This is a genomic window from Alistipes intestinihominis, from assembly GCF_040095975.1.
Taxonomy (GTDB): domain Bacteria; phylum Bacteroidota; class Bacteroidia; order Bacteroidales; family Rikenellaceae; genus Alistipes; species Alistipes senegalensis.
Window position 1 is genome coordinate 258,599 of the sequence record NZ_JBBMFL010000003.1, and the last position, 21,523, is coordinate 280,121.

Below are 21,523 nucleotides of genomic sequence, written 5' to 3' on the forward strand. Positions count from 1 at the left end.
GTATCGCTATTTGCTGCGTTTGCGGTTGCGTTTCAGGAACTCCCGGGCCAGGGTCAGGTAGTTTTCCGAACCCACGGCCCCGGCGTCGTAAAGCATGACGGGTTTTCCATGCGAGGGCGCTTCTCCCAAACGGATGTTGCGCTGGATTATTGTGTCGTAGGCCAATTCGCCGAAGTGCTCGCGCACCTCGGTCACCACCTGGTTGTTCAGGCGGTTTCGCATGTACATCGTCAGCAGGAAGCCTTCGATGTCGAGATCGGGGTTCAGCCCCGACTTGACCTTGCGGATGGTGTTCAGCAGTTTCGAGAGCCCCTCCAGCGCGAGGTATTCGCACTGCACGGGGATCAGCACCGTGTCGGCCGCCGTGAGGATGTTGACCGTGGTGTAGCCCAGCGAGGGCGAGCAGTCGATGAACACGTAGTCGAACTTCTCGCGCACCGAATCGACGATGCGCTTCATCACGTGGTGGGCGTTCTCCATCTTGGGCAGTTCGGTGTCGGCGGCCACCAGGTCGATCGACGAGGGCAGCACCCAGAGGTTCTTCACTTCGGGACTTTGCAGGATCACCTCTTCGGCCTGCTTCTGCCCGGCGATACATTCGTAGATGCCTTCGAGATTGATGTCGAAACCCAGCCCCGAGGTGGCGTTCGCCTGCGGATCGGCGTCGAGCAGCAGCACTTTTTTGCCCAGCAGGGCCAATGAAGCCGCCAGGTTGATGGCCGTCGTGGTCTTTCCCACGCCGCCTTTCTGATTGGCCAATGCGATTACCTTTGCCATAGATGAATTCGGTTTATAAGCAGGCAAATTTAATGAAATTAAATGGAAATCCATAACCGTACCGGAAAAATGCTTACCTTTGGAGTCGGAACGAACTGACAGTTACACGATATTATGGAAGAAAAAAAGACGGCGTTTCCGGCGGCCGGGCGCGAAGCGGCCGCGGAAGGAGGTACGGAATCCGGGGGCGGCGGGGAGCTGCACGGGCGCCGCAGATTCCCGACCGTGGGCGACATGCTCGCCCTGCTGGGCATCGCCCTCGGGGCGCAGATCGTCGTGGGCACCGCGGCGATGCTCTTCATGCTTTTCGCCGGACACGGATTCGATTATAAGTCGATGGAGCCCGCCGCCCTGGGCAAACTGATGGCGGCGCTCTATTTCTGTTCGATGTCGATCACCCTCGCCGGCATCCTCTATTATCGTCGCGCGCGCGGCGGCAGCGGCCCGTGGGCGCGTTTCTCGGCCCGGGGGCTCAATCCGGCGCTGCTGTTGTGGGCCTTCGTGCTGATCTTCGCCGTCGGCGTGGTGCTCGAACCCCTGCTGCGCCTGCTGCCCGAACTCTCGCTCGACGTGGGGCGCGGTTTCTGGACCATCCTTTCGCTGGTCCTCTTCGCTCCGGTGTTCGAGGAGCTGATCTGCCGCGGCGTGGTGCTCGGTTCGCTGCGCGCCCGTTACGGCGTGGTCACGGCGTGGCTCGTGTCGTCGCTCTTCTTCGGGGTGCTCCACGGCCAGCCGGCGCAGGTCATCGGCGCTTCGGTCATCGGACTGATCCTCGGCTTCGTCTATCTGGCGACCGATTCGATGTGGTCGGTGATGATCCTCCACGCCCTGAACAACGCCGTGGCCTACCTGGCGATGGCCACCGGGCACGGAAACGCCCTGCTGATCGAAATGGTGGAGAGCCGCACGCTCTACGTCCTGATCTATATCGCGGCGCTGGCGCTCACGGCCGTCTCGGGTTACATGATGTTGCGCACGCTGCGGAGGATGAAAAATCCGTCCGCGGCGTAATAATCCGGGCTTCGCTGCGTTACTTACAAGTAAAAAACGTATCTTTGCCTTTCGGAATATGAATGTGCGAGCGAAAATAGCGGTCGCGGCGGGTGCGCTGCTGCTGGCGGGTTGCCGGGAGCTGCCCCGTTATTTCACGAGCGATACGACCATCGCGCGGGCCGGCGGCAAGGAGCTGAAGATACGCGACGTGCGTTCGGTGGTTCCGCAGGGGCTCACGGGCGAAGACAGCGCGGCTTTCATGCGGGTCTTCGTCGATCGCTGGGTCGTCAAGCAGCTCAAGCTGCAAGAGGCGGAGACGCTTTTCTCCTCCTCGGCGGCCGACATCGACAAGATGGTCGAGGAGTACCGGCAGGCGCTGCTGATCCGCAAGCTGGACCAGCACTACGTCGATCGTTCGATCGACACGGTGTTCACCGACGACGAGATCGCGGCTTACTACAACGCCCACAAGGCCGATTTCAAACTCGACCGCCCGATCGTCAAGGGCCGCATCGTCCGCTTCACCGAGGGGTACCGCCAGGCCGCGAAGCTCAAGACGCTGATGGCCTCCAAAACGGAGGCCCAGCAGCAGGATTTCCGCGACATCTGCGAGAAGAACGACTTTACGATCAGCGACTTCCGCGATCAGTGGGTGGATTTCTCGGATTTCCTGAGCTACCTGCCGACGCCGCGGTCGCAGTCCTACGATCCGCTGCTGGCCTCGACGGCCGTGCAGGAGATGCGCGACAGCCATTCGCACTACTATTTCCAGATCGAGGCCGTGCGGCGCGAGGGCGAGCCGATTCCGCCGGAACGGCTGCGGGGAATCATTCGCCGCATCCTGTTCAACCAGCGGCAGGGCGAGATCATCCGCCGGCACGAGGAGGAGCTCAGCGCCCGGGCCACGGAGAACGGCGAGGTGAAGATCTTCGACGATGAAAGGGCGAAAAGAGAAGATAATTGAATAAAAAACGATAAACGAAACCGAGATGTTGAAAAAAGGTATGTTGGCCGCGGCGCTCGTCCTGTTGTTCGCAGGGGCCCTTGCGCAGAAACGACAGGTGATGCTCGACAAGGTGGTGGCCGTGGTGGGCGGTTCGTCGATCCTCTACTCCGAGGTGGACGAATATGCGCGCCAGCTCACCGAGCAGCGCCGGCAGGAGGGCTATACGTCCGACCGCGACCCGATGAACGAGGCGCTCGAAGCGCTGATGACCCAGAAACTGCTCTACAACCAGGCGCAGATCGACTCTGTGAAGATCAACGACGGCGACATCATGTCCCGCGTCGAGGAGCAGGTGCAGCAGATGATCGACATGGAGGGTTCGATCCCTGCGCTGGAGGCCAAGCACCACATGCCGATCTTCAACATCCGCGAGATCATGCGCCAGCGTTACGAGGAGCAGTCCTATGCCAACTCGATGCAGAGCGAGGTGGTGGGCAAGGTCTCGGTGATCCCGGGCGAGGTCGAGCGGTTCTACAAGTCGATTTCGAAAGACAGCCTGCCGACCATCGCCGACCAGTACGTCTACGCGCAGATCACCAAGTTTCCCAAGTCGATGACCGCTGCCAAGCAGCGCACCCGCGAACGGCTGCTGGACATGCGCGAGCGCGTCATCACCGGCTCGGCGAAGTTCGAGAACCTGGCCCGCATGTACTCGCAGGACCCCGGAACGATGATGCGCGGCGGTGAGATGGACCCCTCGCCGCTGGCCAGCCTCGATCCGTCGTTCGCCGCGGCGCTCGAAAACATGAAGCCCGGACAGATCTCCGAGGTCGTCGAATCGCAGTTCGGATTCCACATCATCCAGCTGCTGGACAAGCGCGGCCAGCTGTACCATTTCCGCCACATCCTGCTGCGCCCGGTCTACACGACCGAGGAGCTGGGCGAGTCGCTCAACCTGCTGGACAGCATCGCCAACCTGATCCACAAGGATTCGCTCACCTTCGAGAAAGCGGCCCTGCAATACTCCGACGACGCGCAGTCGAAGATGAACGGCGGCATCGTCTCGAACCACGACATTCTGGAGCGATTCAACGCCTTCGACGCCAAACTGACCGTCACGAAGTTCCTCAAGGAGGATTTCGGACGTTTCAAGAGTCTCGACGACTACAACGCCCTCAACCGGCTGAAACCCGGAGAGGTGTCGGACGCCTACCTCACGGAGGACATGCTCGGCAACCAGATGGCCAAGATCGTCAAGCTCGTGGAGATCATCCCCACGCATACGGCTTCGCTCAACGAGGACTACCTGAGGCTGGAGGAGATGGCCTTGCAGGACAAGCAGGACCGGGTCTTCAAGGAGTGGCTCTCGAAGAAGATCGACGGCATGTACGTCTACATCGATCCCGAGTTCCGCGACGGGGAGTTCGAGAACAAACACTGGGTGAAGTAGGCCGTGCGCAGGCTCGTGTCCATAGCCGCTGTGGCGCTGGCTGCCGCCGGCGTGCTTTCGGCGCGCAGTGTCATGCAGGCTCCTGCGCCCGGGGAGGGCGAGAAGAAGCTCATCGACCTCAAATCGGACCTGATGGGCCCCGTGGCTCCGGGCGACTCGGTGGTCTTTCTGGTGGGCAACTTCGCCGCACAGCACAACGGCGCCGTCATCACCTGCGACTCGGCCGTCCGCTATTCGGACATGCGCATCGAGTTCTTCGGCAACGTGCTCATCAACAAGAATACGACCTACATTTACGGCGACCGGGCCGAGTACGACGGCGATGTGAACGAGGCGCGGGTCTATTCGGACATCATCAAGGTGGTGGACGGCGACGCCACGCTCTACACCTATAAATTCCTCTTCAACACCAAGAGCAACGTCGGCGAGTTCGACGACGGCGGCGTGATGCTGAACCGCGAGAACCTGCTCGAATCGGTCCGGGGCTACTACTATGCCGATACGAAGGAGCTGATCGCCGTCGATCGTGTGGAGATGCGCAACGACGAGTACGAACTCAAAGGCGATTCGGTGGTCTACGACATGACCACGGACAACGCCTTCTTCTTCGAACACACCAACATCTGGAACAAGGACGGCGACTACCTCTATGCCGACCGGGGGGCTTACGACAAGCTCGACACGCTCTATATCGTCACGCGCAACGGCTATATCCTGACCGAAAAGCAGGAGATATGGAGCGACAGCCTCGATTTTTACCGCGCCAAGGACCACGTGATTCTGCGGCACGACCTCCAGCTGGACGACACCGAACACAAGGTGCTGGCTTTCGGCGACTACGGCGAGTATTGGAAGGAGCCGGGCGATGCGATCCTCACGCGGCGTCCCGCCGTGGTGAGCTACGATCTTTCGCAGGGCGATTCGCTCTTCATGCGCGCCGATTCGATGTTCCTCTTCACAATCAACGAAAACGCCCTGCGCCGGGCCGCCGAGGCGGCGAAAGCCGACTCGCTGGCGCGCGTGACGCCGGATTCCACGGGCGGGCATCCCGTTCACAGGGCCGATTCCCTGCCGATCAGCCAGCCCGTGACGGATTCGCCCGGACACACGGAGCCCCTCTCCGGGGCCGATTCCGTGGAGCGGTCCCGAATGCTCGACTCGCTGAGCCGTCCGGAACTTCCCGATTCGCTGCGGGGAACCGATTCGCTGGCCGCTCCGGCGGTCGATCCCCTCGACACGCTGGTCGGCGACGCCCGGAAAGCCTACCTGAAAGAGCAGGAGATCAAGGCCAAAGCCGCCCTGAAAGCCGCCGCGGCCAAAGCCAAGAAAGAGAAACTCGAACAGATCGCCGCCAAGCGGCAGGAGAAGGCCACGGCCAAGCTGCTGGCCCAGAAGGAGCGCGAGGAGAAGCGTCTGGCGGCCCGCAGGCTCAAAGCCGAATCGAAACTGCGCGCCCGGCAGGCCCGTGCGGCCCGCAAGGGCAAGGTGATACCGATCGACTCCACGGCGCTGCGCGAGATCGACTCGCTGATCGACCGCAATGCTTCGGAGATGGATTCGCTGCTGATGCTGACGGCCGATTCGCTGGCCGCCGACTCGCTGGCGATGACGATTCCCGCCGATTCGGCCGATTCGCTGGCCGTGCCCGCCGATTCGGTCTACCGCCTGCTGAAAGGTTTCCGCGACGTGCGCATCTACCGCTTTGATTTCCAGGCTGTCTGCGACTCGATCACGGCCATCAGCACCGATTCGACGATCCACATGTACATCGACCCCGTGCTGTGGAACCAGTCCAACCAGATCACCTCCGACGTGATGGATGTTTTCACCGAGAATCAGCAGATCACGCGCGCCGAGTTCGTCGGCACGCCCATGATGGTCGCCGAGCTGGACACGCTCCATTACAACCAGGTGGCGGGCAAGCAGATGACGGCTTATTTCCGCGACAATGCCATCTACCGCAACGATGTCAACGGCAATGCCCGGACGATCTACTACATGCAGGACGGCGAACCGCCCCAGATCACGGGCGTCGGCGTCATCGAGAGCGGCGACTGCTCGTTCTACATCGAGGACAAGCAGGTCGTGACGATCGTCTACCGCAAGGACCCCGACTGGAACATCTATCCGATGGACAAGATCCCGCCCGATCAGGAGCTTTTCCTCAAGGGCTTCAAGTGGGAGGGCGCGCGGCGTCCGACGCAGGCCGACGTTTTCGACCGCACGATCCGCCCCTCGCAGCGCGAGGCCCGGTCGCAGCTGCCCCATCCGGATTTCCCGCTGCTGAAGAACCTCGAAGAGCGCAAGAAGCGGCTGATCGAGGAGCGCCGCTGGACCGACCGCAGCGATCAGGTCGATGCCGCCACGGTGGAGTGGATGCGGGCTCTGGGCTTCGAAGTCGGCCAGCCGCGGGAGTCGGGGCCCCGGCTCTGAAAAATCGGAAAAGGTGAAAAGAGGCAGAAACTTTTCACCTTTTTTGTGCTATTTTTGCGGCCGGTTAGTTGTTAAAGGTTATTTTCCGATGAAGAAAAGTCTGATCGCTTTGGCTTTCGGGACATTGGCGCTCGGCATGGCGGAGTTCGTGATGATGGGCATCCTGCCCGACATCGCCCGCAGCCTCGGCGTCTCGATTCCCGAAGCGGGGCACCTGATCTCCGCCTATGCGCTGGGCGTCTGCTTCGGGGCGCCCCTCACGGTGCTGGTGGCCCGTACGCGGCCGCTGAAACACATTCTGCTGGCCCTCACGGGCCTGATCATTCTCGGCAACGCCTGCGCGGCGCTTTCGCCGAACTACTGGACTCTGCTGGCCATGCGTTTCATCTCGGGGCTTCCCCACGGGGCCTTCTTCGGCGTGGGGTCGATCGTCGCCGAGCGTGTCGCCGACAAGGGCAGACGCGCCGAGGCCGTGTCGATCATGGTCGTGGGCATGACCGTCGCCAATCTCTTCGGCGTGCCGCTGGGAACCTACATCAGCGGTGCCGTGACGTGGCGCGCCACGTTCGGGATCGTCGCCGTGTGGGGCGCCGTGGCCATGCTGCTCGTGAAATTGTGGGTCCCGGCCCTGCCCGCGCTGCCCGATACGGGGATGAAGGGGCAGTTCCGGTTCCTGAAAAGCGCCGCTCCGTGGCTGGTGCTGGCGTCGGTGATGCTCGGCAACGGCGGCATCTTCTGCTGGTACAGCTATGTCAGCCCGCTGATGCTCCATACCTCCGGATTCCGCCCCGACGACCTGACGCTTATCATCATGCTCGCTGGTTTCGGCATGTTCGCCGGCAATATCGTCGGCGGCCACTATGCCGACCGCTTCTCGCCCGAGAAGGTCGTGCGCTTCACGCTCGGCACGGCCTGTCTGGCACTCGTCGGCATCTTCTTCGGGGCGCATGTTCCCTACCTCTCGGTGGCGCTGATGTGTCTGACGACGGCCTGCCTCTTCTGCGTCTCGTCGCCCCAGCAGCTGTTGATCCTCGAAAACTCGCGCGGCGGCGAGATGCTCGGCGCGGCCCTCGTGCAGGTGGCTTTCAATCTGGGCAACGCCCTGGGAGCTTACGTCGGCGGCCTGCCGATCGGCCGCGGACTCGGCTATGAATATACGGCGCTGCCCGGCGCGGCTTTCGTGTTGCTGGGCATGGCGGCCGTCATGGTTTACATCCGTAAATATCCCCGCCATGAACTGCGATAACAGCGAAGAGGTCTTTCCCGTGGTCGATTCCGCCGGAAAGGTCGTCGGCCGGGCCACGCGCGGCGAGTGCCACGGCGGTTCGATGCTGCTGCACCCGGTGGTGCACCTCCACGTCTTCAATTCGAGCGGGGAGCTCTACTTGCAGAAGCGTCCCCTTTGGAAGGACATCCAGCCGGGGCGGTGGGATACGGCCGTGGGCGGACATGTGGACTACGGCGAGACGATCGCCGAAGCCCTGCGGCGCGAGGTCCGCGAGGAGCTGGGCACCACGGAGTTCACGCCCGAGGCGGTCGCCGTCTACGAGTTCCGTTCGGAGCGCGAGCGCGAGTTGGTCCATGTCTTCCGGGCGGTCTGCGACGGTCCGGTCCGTCCGAGCGGCGAACTCGACGGCGGACGCTTCTGGTCTCCGCAGGAGATTCGAGAGAATCTGGGCGAAGGGATCTTCACGCCCAATTTCGAAGGCGAAGTGAAGCTGGTGCTCGGATAGAAGGGTCTCTTGCGCCTGCGCCCGTGGCGCGGAAATTGCGTCGTGGCGGGAGTATGCAAACTCATCTGAAACGCTGGACCGATTCTCTTTTGGAGTGGCTGGGCGCGACCTCGGCCGCCGATGACGGCTGGGACCGCTGGGTGGCTTTCGCGCTGGTCGTGCTGGCCGCCGTGCTCTTCGATCTGCTGCTGCGGCTGGGGATCGTGCGCGGAGTGCGCAAACTCGTCACGCGCACCCGGGCCAAGTGGGACGACACGCTTTTCAGCGTTCCGGTTCTCAACCGCATGTGCCACATTCTGAGCGCTATCCTGCTGGCGGTGGTGCTGCCGGTCGTCTTCGAGGAGAAATCCTCCGGCCGCGTCATCGTGATGCGGCTCATGCAGGTCTATATCGTCGTCACGGTCTTCCGCTTCGTCAGCGCCCTGCTTTACGCCGCTTTCCATATCGCCGCGTCGCGCCCGGCGTGGCAGAACAAACCCATCAAGGGCCTGCGGCAGACGGCGCAGGGCATTGCGGCGCTGATCTGCGCTATCCTGATCGTTTCGATCCTGCTCGACAAATCGCCGACCATCCTGCTCACGGGGCTGGGGGCCTCGGCGGCCGTGCTGATGCTGATCTTCCGCGACAGCATCCTCGGATTCGTGTCGGGCATCCAGCTCTCGGCCAACGACATGCTCAAAGTCGGGGACTGGATCTCGGTCCCGAAGTACGGCGCCGACGGAAACGTCGAGGAGGTGTCGTTGACGACGGTCAAAATCCGCAACTGGGACAACACGCTCGTCATGCTGCCGCCTTATCTGCTGACGACCGATTCCTTTACGAACTGGCACGCCATGCAGCTCTCGGGCGGGCGGCGCGTGATGCGCTCGGTGTCGATCGACATGACCAGCGTGCGTTTCTGCACCCCCGAGATGCTGGACCATTACCGCACCATCGACCTCATCAAGGACTATGTCGAGGAGACCGAGCGGCGGATCGAAGCCTACAACGCCGCGCACGGCATCGGGGCCGCCGAACGGCGGGTCAACGGACTGCACCAGACCAACCTTGGGGTTTTCCGGGCCTATCTGGTGCGCTACCTGCAAAACGAGGTGCCGGTGAACAAGTCGATGACGCTGATGGTGCGCCAGCTGCAACCGACGGAAACGGGGCTTCCGATGCAGCTCTATTTCTTTACCGATACGGTCGTCTGGGTGGATTACGAGAGGATACAGTCGGATGTTTTCGACCATGTGCTGGCCGTGATCCCTGAATTCGGGCTGAGGGTCTTTCAGAATCCCTCGGGTGCGGATGTCGTTTCGCTGCGCGCTCCGGCACCGCAGGGCGATGTGCCGCCTGCATCGCAAAACACGCCGCCCGCGCCGCAGGGCACTTCGCCGGAGGCTAAAGCACCAGCATCAGCATCACCTGAATGATGATCACGCGCAGGAACATGCAGACGGGGTAGACTGTGGCGTAGGAGACCGAGGGGTTGTCGCCTTCGATGGTGTCGTTGGCATAGTTCAGGGCCATTGGGTTGGCCATGCTGCCGCACAGCAGTCCCGACACCGAGCCGAAATCGACCTTCAGCGCCCGGAGGGCGAACAGCCCGACCAGCACCACCGGGACGAAGGTCAGCACGAATCCGACGGCGATCCACAGTGCTCCTTCGGGCCGCATGACGGTTTCGAAGAAATGCGTTCCGGCGTCGAGCCCGAGGCAGGCGAGGTACATCGAGAGCCCCAGGGCGCGGAGCATCAGGTTGGCGCTCTGCGTGGTGTAGGTGATCATGTGGAGCCGGGGTCCGAACGTGCCGATGAGGATGCCGACGATGATCGGGCCGCCGGCGAGACCCAGTTTCACGGGGATCGAGATGCCGGGGATGGCTATGGGGATGCTTCCGAGCGTCAGACCGAGGATCAGACCGATGAAGACCGCCACGAGGTTGGGTTCGTTGAGGCTCTTCACGGCGTTGCCGAGGATTTTCTCGACATTGCGGATCGCCTGCGCTTCGCCCACCACCGTCAGGCGGTCGCCCATCTGGAGCCGCAGGTCGGGCGTCGCCAGCAGCTGCACGCCCGAACGGTAGACGCGGCTGATGTTGATGCCGTAGTTGTTCCGCAGGCGCAGCTGCGAGAGTTTCTTGCCGTTGATCTCGGGGCGTGTCACCAGAATGCGCTGCGAAATCAGCTGGCGGTCCACGGCGTTCCAGTCGATGTTCTCCTTGTTCCAGTCCTTCTGTTCCTGCTCGCCGAAGATCAGCCGCAGGGCGTCGGCGTCGCCGGGGGTGGTGATCACGAGGATCACGTCGCCCGCGTCGAGCGTCATGTCCGACGTGGGGATCGACACCCGCCCGTCGCGCCACAGGCGCGAGATGACGAAGTGGTGGTGGCTGTGGACCGCGATTTCGTGCACGCTTTTGCCGAAGACGGCGGGATTGGTCAGGCGGTAGCTGGCGATGAAGACGTTCTTGTGGTGTTCGGCGTCGGGGCCCGGCATGTCTGCGGGGCGCACGAAGAGTTTGCGCAGGAAAATCATGGCCAGAATGACGCCCACGACCCCCAGCGGGTAGGCCACGGCGCAGCTCAGCGCGGCGCCGTTGGTGTCCATCCCCATCTGTTGCAGGGCCTGCTGTGCGGCACCCAGCGCCGGGGTGTTGGTCGTCGCGCCGCAGAGGATGCCCGACATGTCGGACATCGGGATCTTGAAGGCGTAGCTCAGCCCCACGGCCAGCGCCGTGCCGAGCAGTACGACGGCGATGGCCGGCGACATCAGCCGCAGCCCATCGACGCGCATCGAGCTGAAAAAGCCCGGTCCCACTTGCAGACCGAGGGCGTAGACGAAGATCACCAGTCCGAAACTTTCGGCGTAGGTCAGCATTGCCGGGTCGAGCGACAGCCCGAAGTGTCCGGCCATGATCCCCACGAAGAAGATGAAAGCCGTGCCGAGCGAGATTCCGAAGAAGCGGATCTTGCCCAGTCCGATGCCGATCGTCGAGATGAGCGAGATCACCACGACGGCTTGCAGTGCCGAGTGCTCGACGAGCAATTCTTTAAGCCATTCCATCCTGTTGTCGTTGAAAACGCTGCAAAAGTAGGGCAAATTTTCGGGATTGCCGCCTTTTTGCCGGACGAAAAGCAGTCCGAATACGGTCGGAGGCATCGTTTCGTGTGTTATATTGCAACAATTCGGCCGGGCGTGAATACAGAAACGCCCAGTCGCTTGTGGGGGCGAATAATTTGTTCTACCTTTGTATCGCTGGGATAAACACAGATTTCAGTGACGCACGAAGGACTTTCCTGCCGGAGGAAGTCCGGGACTCACTACCGGAAGCCGTCCGGGATTTTGTTGGGACTGATGTTTCGGATGGCAATAGGGCGACCTTTTCGGGTCGCTCTATTTGTTTCGAATTGTTTATTGCGGGCGGGCTTTTTCAGAGCGTCAGCGGTTTCCCGCGGTAGAAATCGAGTATTTTCGAACGGAATACGAATTCGTATTTGGCCTGCACGGCCTCGGCTTCGGCCTTCTCCATGCGCGTTTTGGCGTCGTTGAAGTCGAACACGGTCGAGCGGCCCGCTTCGGCTTTCCGCTCCTCGTAGGCGAAGGCGACCCGGGCCGATGCCGCGGCGGCTTCGGCCGAGCGGTATTTGGCGTAGGAGGCGTCGGCGTTGTACCACGCCTGTTCGATCAGTTTGCGCAGCTCGCGTTCGGCCTCGGTGACAGCCAGCCGCTGGCTGCGCACGGCGATCTGCGCCGTGCGGATGTCGTTGCGCGCGGCCCGGCGGTTGAAGATCGGAACGTTGAGCGAGAGCCCCACGTATTCGCGGCTGTTGTGGCGCACCTGGGCCCAGAACTTGTCCTTGTCGGCGCTGTAAACCCCCGTGCCGTATCCGCCCGAGAGCGACAGCGAAGGGTAGAGCGCCGAGCGGGCGACCGCCACCGCGTGTTCCGAACTTTCGAGCCGCAGCCGTTCGGCCCGGATGTGCGGACGGTTTTCGGCGGCATAGGCGTAGACCTCGTCGGCCGAACCGAGGCGGTGGAGTGCGGCGAGGTCCATGCTGTCGAGCGCCGGGGCGACGATGTCGAAGCCGGCGGCGCTCTCGCGGTTGAGGGCCTGGCTCAGGTTGAGCAGCGCCAGTTGCAGGTCGTTGCGGGCCTGCGTGAGGGTCATGCGGCTGCCGGCCGCGAGGGCGTCGCTCTCGTAGACGGCCGATTCGGGCTGTTTGCCCGCGGCGGCCAGCGCCCGGCTCCGCCCGGCCTGCTGCTCGCTCAGCGTCAGCTGGCGTTCGGCCACGCCGACCATCTCCTTGTTGTAGAGCACCTCCAGATAGAGCGTCATGACGTTGATCGCCACATCCTCGCGGGCGCGCTCCATATCCTGCACGGCGGCCGCGAGGTCCAGTTTCCCGGCTTTGATCCGGTGGTTGATGCGCATGCCCTGAAACAGGGGCATGGAGGCCGAGACGTTGAGCGACCCCGAGGTCTGGTTCTTCGTCTGATAGGTGTTGTCGCTCGACAGCACGCGGCCGAACGAGGCGTCGGCGCCGACCGAAGCGTTCAGGTCGGGCAGGCGGCTGTATTTCGCTGTCGAGAGATCCACGTCGCTCTTCTCGACCTGCAACGTGCGCCGCTGCACGTCGATGTTGTTGCGCTGGGCGAAGCCGATGCAGTCGTCGAGCGTCCAGGGGGCGTTTGCCGCGGGCGACTGCCCGGAGCCCTCCGGAGCCGCACCCTGCGCACAGGCCGCCACGGCGGCGAACAGGGCCGCGAATAAGATGCCGGTTTTCATCATGCGGTGTTTTTGCGGTTACTTTTTCTTTTTGTCCTCCTTGGCGCCGCGGATCTTCTCCCCGGCGGTCACGCCCTCCTTGATCTCGATGTTTATGCCGTCCGAAAGGCCCAGCTGCACCTCGCGTTTGTCGAAAGTCTGCTCCTCGGCTCCCTCGGCGCTGGTCAGCACGTAGACGTAGCTCTTGCCCTCCTCGAACTCCACGGTGCTCTCCGGGAGGGTCAGCACCCCTTCGCGGCTCTCGATCATCACGCTGGCGTTGGCGCTGTAACCCGCCCGCACGAAAACCTCGTCCGGAACCGTCACGGCCGCCTTGACCTCGAAGAGCACCACGCCGTTGTCCTCGGTGGCCTTCGGCGAGACATATTCCAGCAGGGCGTCCAGCTCGACGTTCTGCAATGCGCCGATGGTGAGTTTCACGGGCATGCCCTCCCGGAGCTTGCCCACGTCCGTCTCATCGACGTTGCCCCGGAAGAGCATGTTCGACATGTCGGCCACCGTGGCGATCGTCGTGCCGTCGTTGAACGTGTTGGCCTGAATCACCGAGTTGCCGACCTTGATCGGCACGTCGAGGATCATGCCGTCGATCGTCGAACGTATCTGCGTGTTGCTCAGTTCCTTGAAACGGCTCGATATGCCGTTCTTCACGATTTCGAGGTTCTCCCTGGCGTTTTGCAGCTCCTCTTCGGCCTTGGCGAGGGCGGTGCGGCTCTGCTCGGCCTCCTCGTCCGAGACGACGCCTTTCGCGTGCAAAGCCGTCGTGCGGTCGTGTTCGCGGCGGGTCTGCGCCAGCGAGATTTCGGCCACCGAGACGCGCGATTCGGCGCTCGACAGCTGGCCCATTTCGGGTACGACCTTCACCGTGGCGATCACTTCGCCCTTGCTCACCGACTGTCCGGCCTCCTTGCGGACGTTGGAGATGATGCCCGAGATCTGGGGCTTGATCAGCACCTCGTCGCGCGGTTCGACCTTGCCCGTGGCCACCACGAACTGTTTGAGCGTGTCCAGTTTGGGCTGTACGATCGTGTAGACGACCTTCACCGGACGGGTTTTCTGCCACAGGAACCAGAAGGTTCCCAGTAAAAGCGCTGCGAAGAGCACTCCGGCAAAAATCTTCAGAAACTTTTTCATAGGGCTGTGTATTGATATTTGTTCTTATTCTTCGCGTATGGCGTCCACGGCTTTGATTTTCAGGGCGCGGGTCGCGGGGATGACGCCCGCCAGCAGACTGCCTGCCACGAGGATCACGAGGGCGAGCATTCCCGTGCCGAACGAGATCATCCACGATATCTCGAATCCGTCCTGCGCCACGGTGACGGCTTGGTAGTAGATCGAGTCGACCACCGAGAGCACGCCCACGGCCGTCGTGAGCCCCAGCACTCCTGCGATGAACGTGAGCACGAAACTCTCGGAGAGTATCTGTCCGATGATGGCCCGGGGCGGGGCGCCCAGCGCGCGGCGGATGCCGATCTCCTGCGTGCGCTCCTTCACGAGCACCAGCATGATGTTGCTCACGCCGACGATGCCCGCCAGCAGCGTTCCGAGTCCCACGATCCACGTCAGCAGCGCGATGCCGTTGAACAGTCCCATCACCTTCTCGAAAATCTCGACCGTGGCCATCGACCAGACGGCTTTTTCGTCGTCCGGGGAGATGATGTGGCGGGCGAAGACCGCTTCGCGGCACGCCTTGTCGACCTCCTTGCTCGGAGTGTCGTCGCGGCCCGCCACGGCGAGCATGTCGATGCCGTTGCCGCGCCCGAACATCTGCTGCGCGAGCGACACGGGGACCACGATCGTGCGCTCGACGTCGCTGAACGACATCGCGGTACTCTGTTTGCGCAGCACGCCGACCACCCGGAAATAGGTGTTGCTCAGTTTGATGATCCTGCCCGTGGGGTCCTCTCCGCCGGGGAACAGGTCCTTGCAGACCTGGGTGCCGATGACGCAGGATTTGCGTTTCTGCACCATGTCGACCTCGTTGATAAAGCGTCCGTAGAGGATTTTCTGGGGATTGATTTTCTGGTAGTCGGGGGTGTACCCCATCAGCGTGTAGTCGCCCTTGTGCTCCCGGTAGCTGGCGTGGACCTCGCGGCCCCAGAGCACCGCCGAGGCGTACTGCACCTGGGGCAGCCGCTTCACCGTCTCCACATCCTCGTTGTTCATCCACCACCAGCGGTTTTTGGGCATGCCCTTGTAGGGGATGCCGGTCTGCTGGGGCTGCATGAGCAGCGTGTTGGTCGACATGTCGCCCAGCTGCGCCCGGAACAGACGTCCCAGACCCATCCCCGCGCCCAGCATCACCGTCAGCATGAAGATACCCCAGAAGACCCCCAGCGCAGTCATGATACTGCGCTTGCGGTTCCGGGCGATGGTCTGCCAGATTTCGTTCCAGCGGTCTGTGTCGAAAAAGGACATGGCTTTATTTGTTGTAACGCAGAGCGTCGATCGTTTTCAGTTGTGCCGCGCGGTAGGCGGGGATGTACCCGGCGATGAGGCCCGCGGCGACCAGTACCACCGTGGCGCTCACGGCTACGCCCAGATCGAGCGTCGGGTCGAGGAACACCGAATTCATGCCGCCCTCGGTCTGTTGCGACGGCATTTGGTTGAGCAGGTAGTTGACCGTCTCCATCACGGCCACGCCCAGCACCATCCCCAGGTAGCCGAACGCCGCGGTGATCAGGACCGATTCGGTGAGGATCAGGCGGATGATCGACGCCGGTCTGGCCCCGAGAGCCTTGCGGATGCCGAATTCGGCGGTGCGCTCGGTGACGGTTACCAGCATGATGTTGCTCACGCCGACGATGCCCGCCAGCAGCGTCCCGAGGCCGATGATCCAGACGAAGAGGTTGATGCCCCCGAAGACGACCATCATGTTCTTGTACATCTCCATCGTGTTGTTGATCCAGATGGCGCTCCGGTCGTCCGGGGCGAAGTGGTGTTCGGCGGCGAGGCGGCTGATGAGGCGTTTCTCGAAATCCTCCATCTGTTCGTCGGTGTCGACGCCCCGCAGCGTGAGGATGACGTTGTTGACCTCGGGATTGTTGGCCGTGTAGATGAGCTGTCCGGTCGTGAGGGGGATCGTGCACGAGGAGTTGTTACGCTGGGCGTCGCCCTGCATGACGCCGACGACCGTGAAGACGAGGCCCCCGACCTTGATCTGCCGGCCCAACGGGTCGGCGCCCTTGAAGAGGATGCGGCGCATCGGTTCGTCGATGACGATGACTTTGCGGTAGTTCTTCACGTCGGCGTCGTTGATGTAGCGTCCGGCCGAGAGCTTGATGCCCTCCATCTGCTGCACCTTCGGGAGCGATCCCCGCAGCCAGACCTGGGTGAATTCGTGTCCGTAAGTGGCTTTCTTGCCGTCGAGCCATTTGTTGGCCGAGACCTCCTCGACCTCGGGGAACTCCCGTTCGAGAATCTCCAGGTCGCTGTTCCGCATCCGGATGCGGCGTCCCTTCTCGTAGCCCATCCACGGCACGGAGGTCCGGCCGCCGTAGAGGTCGATGGAGTTGGTGGCGTAGTCGTTGAAGTTGGCCAGCACGCCGTTTTGCAGCCCGTTGCCCGAGCCCAGCAGAATGACGAGCATGAAGATGCCCCACGCGACCGAGAAGCCCGTGAGGAACGTGCGCAGCTTGTTGCGCCGCACCGAGGTCCATATCTCCAGCAGCAGTTCCCTCATCGTTTTCCGAGGCCCGTTTGGTCGATGCTGCTGATGACGCCGTCCCTGAGACGGATGATCTTGTCGGTCTGGTCGGCGATCGACTGTTCGTGGGTGACGCAGATGATGGTCATGCCCAGGTCGGTGTTGACCCGGCGCAGGAGGTCCATCACCTCCTGCGAAGTGGCGCTGTTCAGCGCGCCCGTGGGCTCGTCGGCGAGGATGATTTCGGGTCGGTTGATCAGCGCCCGGGCGATCGCCACGCGCTGCTTCTGGCCGCCCGACATCTCGTTGGGCATGTGCGAGGCCCAGTCCCGCAGCCCCAGCATGTCGAGGTATTCCAGCGCCAGGGCGTTGCGTCTGCGGCGCGCGACGCCCTGATAGTAGAGCGGCAGGGCGACGTTTTCGACGGCGTTCTTGTAGTTGATGAGGTTGAACGACTGGAAGATATAGCCGATCATCCGGTTGCGCGCGGCGGCGGCCTGCGTCTCGTTGAGATTCCGGATGAGACGGCCCGCGAGGTAGTAGCTGCCGCTGTCGTAGTCGTCGAGGATGCCGAGGATGTTCAGCAGGGTCGATTTGCCCGAACCCGAGGCTCCCATGATCGACACCAGTTCGCCTTTTCCGACTTCGAGGTCGATGCCCTTCAGCACGTGAAGCGGCGAACCGTTGTTATAGGTTTTGTTGATGTTTTCCAGTTTGATCATAATCCGTCCGCATCGGGTGAGGGTTGCCGGGTAACGGTTCGTTACGCATGCGGGGGCAAATATAGGGATTAATTTTTTGAAAAACAATTTATTTTTATCGAAAATCAATAAAATGTTGCCCCTCCCCGATAAGAGGGGGCTTACGAATCGTAAACGGCTCCGGAGGGTTGTCCGATCAACAGCCGTCGGAGCGTTTCGATGTCGGGGGCGAAGCGGTCGGGGCGGGCTGCTTCCAGTTCGCCCGGCGCGGCGTATCCCCATCCGACGGCGATCGAGGCGAGGCCTGTTTCGGCGGCTCCTTCGATGTCGTAGCGGCGGTCGCCGATCATCACGGCCTCCTGCGGGGCGATCCCCAGCGTGCCGAGGGCGTGGCGGATCACGTCGGACTTGGTCGTGCGCGTGCCGTCGAGCGTGCTGCCGCTGACGAGGCGGAAATACCGGGCGAAGCCGAAGTGTTCGGCGATCCGTTCGGCGAACGGCGCGGGTTTCGAGGTCGCCATCACGTTCACGCATCCCGCGGCGGCCGTCGCGGCCAGCAGTTCGGGAATGCCCGGGTAGATGTCGTTTTCGAAGATGCCCTTCGGGGCGTAGTATTCGCGGTATTTGGCGACGGCTTCGGCCGCTTCGGCGTCGCTCATGCCGTAGCGCTCCCGGAACGAATCGGCGAGCGGCGGCCCGATGAAGGGGCAGAGTTTCCGCAGGTCGGGTTCGTCGATGCCGAAATGGCGCAGGGCGTACTGCACCGAGCGGGTGATTCCCTGCATGGGGTCGGTCAGCGTGCCGTCGAGGTCGAAAAAGAGGTATTTCCTGTACATATTCTTTATAAAAAGCCCGGCCTCGCGGGGCCGGGACGGGATTACGGTTTCATCCGCAGGAACGAGTAGCCGTAGCGTTCCGTGGCGGCGCGTTCCAGCTCTTCGCGGACCGCGGGATGCGCCACGGCGATCAGCGCCCGGGCCCGTTCGGCGAGGTTGCGGCCCCGGAGGTGCGCCACGCCGTATTCGGTGACGACGTGCTGGACCATGTGGCGCGTCGTGACGACACCCGCTCCGGGCGTCAGCAGCGCCTTGATCTTCGATTCGCCTCTGGGCGTGGTCGAGGGGATGGCGATGAAGGTCTTGCCCCCTTCGGACAACGCCCCGCCGTACATGAAGTCGTGCTGGCCGCCTACGCCCGAGATGATGCGTTCGCCGACCGAATCGGCGCACACCTGCCCCGTGAGGTCCACCTCCACGGCCGAGTTGATGGCCATGACCCGGGGGTTCTGCCGGATGCGGAACGGATCGTTGGTCCACGCCACGTCCTTCATCACCAGATCTTTGCGGTAGTCCATATAGTCGTACAGCCGGCGCGAGCCCAGGGCCAGCGACGCCACCGTCACGCCGGGCATCACCGCTTTCTGCGAGTTGTCGATCACGCCGCTTTCCAGCAGCGGCAGCACACCGTCGGTCATCGCCTCGGTGTGGAGCCCCAGGTGCTTGTGGTCGCGGAGGGCCCCCAGCACGGCATTGGGGATGCCTCCGACGCCGATTTGGAGCGTGGCTCCGTCGGGGATCAGTTCAGCGATGTAACGGCCGATTTTGAGTTCGGTTTCGGTGGGCACGGCCGTCGGGACCTCCACCAGCGGGGAATCGACCTCCACGGCCGCGGCGAAGCGCGAGTAGTGGATCACGGCGTCGCCGTAGGAGTAGGGCATCGCCTTGTTGACCTGTGCGATGACGGTCTTGGCGCACTCCACGGCCGAGACCGCCAGATCGGCCGAGACGCCGAACGAGCAGTAGCCCTCGGCGTCGGGCGGCGAGACGTTGATGAGCGCGAAGTCGAGGGGCAGCGTGCCGTCGCGGAACAGCCCCGGAATCTCGCCCAGAAAGGCCGGGATCGACTGTCCGTAGCCGTCGGCCAGCCAGCGGCGGATGTTGTTGGCCACGAAAAGGCTGTTCACGAGGAACGAATCGCGGTATTCGGGACGGCAGTAGGGTGCCTCGAAGGCTCCCACGGCGAAGGCCGAGTAGACCTTCACGCCCCGGAGTTCCGGGCCCCGGTCGGCCATCGCGGCCACGAGCGCCTCGGGAATCGAGGTGCTGCCCTGAATGTAGACGCTGTCGTTGGACCGGATGAGTTTTACCGCCTCCGCGGCAGTCGTAAAGCGCATGGAATCGTCTATTTATGGGTTTCGGCGAATATTCGCAAACGTTCTTCGAGCAGGCCGAACTGTTCGGGGCGGTTCAGCTGCGAGACGCAGACCCGGATGCCGTGCTGGCGGCTGCCGGTCGAGGTGAGCGAGATGGCGCAGATGCCGCAGAGCAGCAGTTCGCTCAGCAGTTCGGCGCTGGTCATCGTGCCGTAGCCCACCGTGTAGAAGAATCCGTCGCTGACGGCCTCGTCGCGGTCTTTGTCGTAGACGATGCGGAAGCCGTGGCGGAGGAACGCCTCCTTGGTGAGCCGGGCGCGGCGGGCGTACTCCGAGGCTTCGCCCACGAAATCCAGCTCTCCGTCGGCCGCCGCGCGGAACATCGCCGCCAGAGCGTGCTGCGCCGAGCGGCTCGTGCCCGACGAGGCCGCGTAGAGGAAGACCAGCACGAAGGCGTCGCCTAACCGTCCGATGTTGTAGCGCCGGCGCAGGGCCGGATAATCGCGGCGGCGGAGCGTTTCGGAGAGGGCCGCCACGGCGATCCGCTGTCCGGCGTAGCTGAATATCTTCGAACCCGAAACCAGCAGGATGTAGTTCTGCGTGTAGCGGGCGACGGTGGCCTGATAGGGCGGTTCGAAGGGGCGTCCCAGCGGCTTGCGGAAATCCATGCAGAGGTAGGCGAGGTCCTCGATGACGACGGTGTCGTATTTCGTGGCCAGCTCCCCGATCGTGCGCAGCTCCTCCTCCGTCAGGCAGACCCACGCCGGGTTGTTGGGGTTCGAGTAGACGATGGCCGCCACGTCGCCGGCGGCGAGGTAGCTCTCGATCTTCGGGCCCAGTTTCTCGCCCCGGAAGTCGTAGATGTCGAACGACTCCGAGGGGATGCCGAGGATGCGCACCTGACTGCGCTGCACGGGGAATCCGGGGTCGATGAAGAGAATCTTGTTTTTGGCCGGGTCGAGCTGCGAGCACATCAGGAACGCGGCGAAACTGCCCTGCATCGACCCGACGGTCGGGACGCATCCTTCGGGGGCGATCTCCACGCCGAGAAAGGCTTCGAGGAAGCGCGAAGCCTGCTTTTTCAGCTCCGGGATGCCCTGCATGGCGGGGTAGCGCGACGCGACACCCTCTTGCAGGGCCGCGCATTCGGCTTCGACGCCCACGCGCTCGGGCGGCAGTCCCGGCACGCCCATTTCGAGGTGGAGGAACTCGGCGCCGGTTTCGCGCTCCATCATGCGGGCGATGTCGCCCGACTGGCGGATCGTGGCCTGCGCGATGTCCGCGATGTCCATCCGCTCCAATGCGGAGCGCAGACAGGATCTGTCGAAGGGTATCTTCATCATCGTTTCGTCTGTTTTCGGGTCGCTTCGCAGCCGGCGCGGAACGCCGCGAGGTTCATCTCCACCACCTGTTCGCCCTTGCGTGCGAAGATGTCGCGGATGCCCGCTTCGAGCCGCTCGGTCCCGATGCCCAGCATCGGCGCGGCGGCGCCCAGCAGCACCATGTTGGCCGAACGGGGCGATGCCGCGGCCCGGGCCAGGGCGTCGGTGTCGAGCGTCACCGCGTGCGGCAGGGAGTCCAGTTCGCGTTGCAGGGCCTCGGCGTCGGGGTAGTCGGGGATGTTGACCACCGGAACCGTGCCGGTGATGACCCAGCCGTCGGGCGCCAGCCACGGCAGGTAGCGCAGCGCCTCCATCGGTTCGAGCGAGACGATGAGGTCGGCTTCGCCCCGCGGGATGAGGTCCGCATGGATCGCCGACGAGGAGATGCGCAGGTTCGACTGCACGTCGCCGCCCCGCTGGCTCATGCCGTGGACCTCGGCCTGCTTCAGCTGCAACCCTTCGGCGAGGGCCGCCCGTCCGATGACGGTGGCGATGGAGAGGATGCCTTGCCCTCCGACTCCTGAAAGTATGATATCGCGTTTCAT

Annotated in this window: 18 protein-coding genes; 7 read left to right on the forward strand and 11 right to left on the reverse strand. The window is 63.0% G+C overall.

All coding sequences use genetic code 11. The features are described from left to right. Positions 1-6: 6 nt before the first annotated feature. A complete protein-coding gene (locus WMO46_RS04230; RefSeq protein WP_019151339.1) occupies positions 7-777 on the reverse strand; it encodes a ParA family protein in 771 nt (256 codons plus the stop codon). 114 nt (positions 778-891) lie between these two features. Between WMO46_RS04230 and WMO46_RS04235 the strand changes: the two genes are divergently transcribed. From WMO46_RS04235 to WMO46_RS04265, 7 genes are all read left to right on the forward strand, one after another. Next, positions 892-1,788: a CPBP family intramembrane glutamic endopeptidase gene (locus WMO46_RS04235; protein ID WP_019151338.1), complete on the forward strand. Its 897-nt coding sequence runs from the start codon at positions 892-894 to the stop codon at positions 1,786-1,788. A gap of 58 nt (positions 1,789-1,846) precedes the next feature. Further along, entirely contained in the window at positions 1,847-2,734 is an 888-nt protein-coding gene (locus WMO46_RS04240; protein ID WP_195497613.1) for a hypothetical protein, read from the forward strand. Between the two features lie 25 nt (positions 2,735-2,759). After that, the gene (locus WMO46_RS04245; protein WP_019151336.1) at positions 2,760-4,166 is read left to right on the forward strand and encodes a peptidylprolyl isomerase; all 1,407 of its coding nucleotides are present in this window, start codon (positions 2,760-2,762) and stop codon (positions 4,164-4,166) included. Positions 4,167-4,169: 3 nt separating this feature from the next. Continuing rightward, a complete protein-coding gene (locus WMO46_RS04250) occupies positions 4,170-6,599 on the forward strand; it encodes an OstA-like protein (RefSeq protein ID WP_349093879.1) in 2,430 nt (809 codons plus the stop codon). 88 nt (positions 6,600-6,687) lie between these two features. Next, complete coding sequence (gene araJ, locus WMO46_RS04255; RefSeq protein ID WP_019151334.1) at positions 6,688-7,845, forward strand: MFS transporter AraJ; 1,158 nt, start codon at positions 6,688-6,690, stop codon at positions 7,843-7,845. Further along, complete coding sequence (locus tag WMO46_RS04260; protein ID WP_349093880.1) at positions 7,832-8,332, forward strand: NUDIX hydrolase; 501 nt, start codon at positions 7,832-7,834, stop codon at positions 8,330-8,332. The genes araJ and WMO46_RS04260 overlap by 14 nt, the downstream gene beginning before the upstream one ends. 53 nt (positions 8,333-8,385) lie before the next feature. After that, positions 8,386-9,747 carry a mechanosensitive ion channel family protein gene (locus tag WMO46_RS04265; RefSeq protein ID WP_026076650.1) on the forward strand — a complete coding sequence of 454 codons (1,362 nt, stop codon included), beginning with the start codon at positions 8,386-8,388 and terminating at the stop codon, positions 9,745-9,747. Here the strand turns inward: WMO46_RS04265 and WMO46_RS04270 are convergent. The 10 genes from WMO46_RS04270 to WMO46_RS04315 all read right to left on the reverse strand — a co-directional run bounded on the left by WMO46_RS04270 (position 9,716) and on the right by WMO46_RS04315 (position 21,523). Then, positions 9,716-11,377, reverse strand: a complete 1,662-nt coding sequence (locus WMO46_RS04270; protein ID WP_026076649.1) for a putative transporter — start codon at positions 11,375-11,377, stop codon at positions 9,716-9,718. The genes WMO46_RS04265 and WMO46_RS04270 overlap by 32 nt on opposite strands. Positions 11,378-11,744: 367 nt before the next feature. Further along, the gene (locus WMO46_RS04275) at positions 11,745-13,103 is read right to left on the reverse strand and encodes a TolC family protein (protein WP_410518306.1); all 1,359 of its coding nucleotides are present in this window, start codon (positions 13,101-13,103) and stop codon (positions 11,745-11,747) included. Between the two features lie 15 nt (positions 13,104-13,118). After that, entirely contained in the window at positions 13,119-14,231 is a 1,113-nt protein-coding gene (locus WMO46_RS04280) for an efflux RND transporter periplasmic adaptor subunit (protein WP_302589235.1), read from the reverse strand. 24 nt (positions 14,232-14,255) lie between these two features. Then, on the reverse strand, positions 14,256-15,515 hold the full coding sequence (locus WMO46_RS04285; protein ID WP_349093881.1) for an ABC transporter permease: 1,260 nt from the start codon (positions 15,513-15,515) through the stop codon (positions 14,256-14,258). A 4-nt stretch (positions 15,516-15,519) separates the two neighbouring features. Further along, the gene (locus WMO46_RS04290) at positions 15,520-16,779 is read right to left on the reverse strand and encodes an ABC transporter permease (protein ID WP_349093882.1); all 1,260 of its coding nucleotides are present in this window, start codon (positions 16,777-16,779) and stop codon (positions 15,520-15,522) included. Then, positions 16,776-17,465 (reverse strand): ABC transporter ATP-binding protein, encoded by a 690-nt coding sequence (locus tag WMO46_RS04295; protein ID WP_349093883.1) that lies wholly within the window; start codon positions 17,463-17,465, stop codon positions 16,776-16,778. The genes WMO46_RS04290 and WMO46_RS04295 overlap by 4 nt, the downstream gene beginning before the upstream one ends. 140 nt (positions 17,466-17,605) lie before the next feature. After that, on the reverse strand, positions 17,606-18,280 hold the full coding sequence (locus WMO46_RS04300; protein ID WP_302589231.1) for an HAD family hydrolase: 675 nt from the start codon (positions 18,278-18,280) through the stop codon (positions 17,606-17,608). A 41-nt stretch (positions 18,281-18,321) separates the two neighbouring features. Then, entirely contained in the window at positions 18,322-19,617 is a 1,296-nt protein-coding gene (locus tag WMO46_RS04305) for an acetyl-CoA hydrolase/transferase family protein (protein WP_302589230.1), read from the reverse strand. 8 nt (positions 19,618-19,625) lie between these two features. Beyond that, a complete protein-coding gene (locus WMO46_RS04310) occupies positions 19,626-20,939 on the reverse strand; it encodes a pyridoxal phosphate-dependent aminotransferase (RefSeq protein WP_302589228.1) in 1,314 nt (437 codons plus the stop codon). Beyond that, positions 20,936-21,523 (reverse strand): indolepyruvate oxidoreductase subunit beta, encoded by a 588-nt coding sequence (locus WMO46_RS04315; protein ID WP_276715383.1) that lies wholly within the window; start codon positions 21,521-21,523, stop codon positions 20,936-20,938. The genes WMO46_RS04310 and WMO46_RS04315 overlap by 4 nt, the downstream gene beginning before the upstream one ends.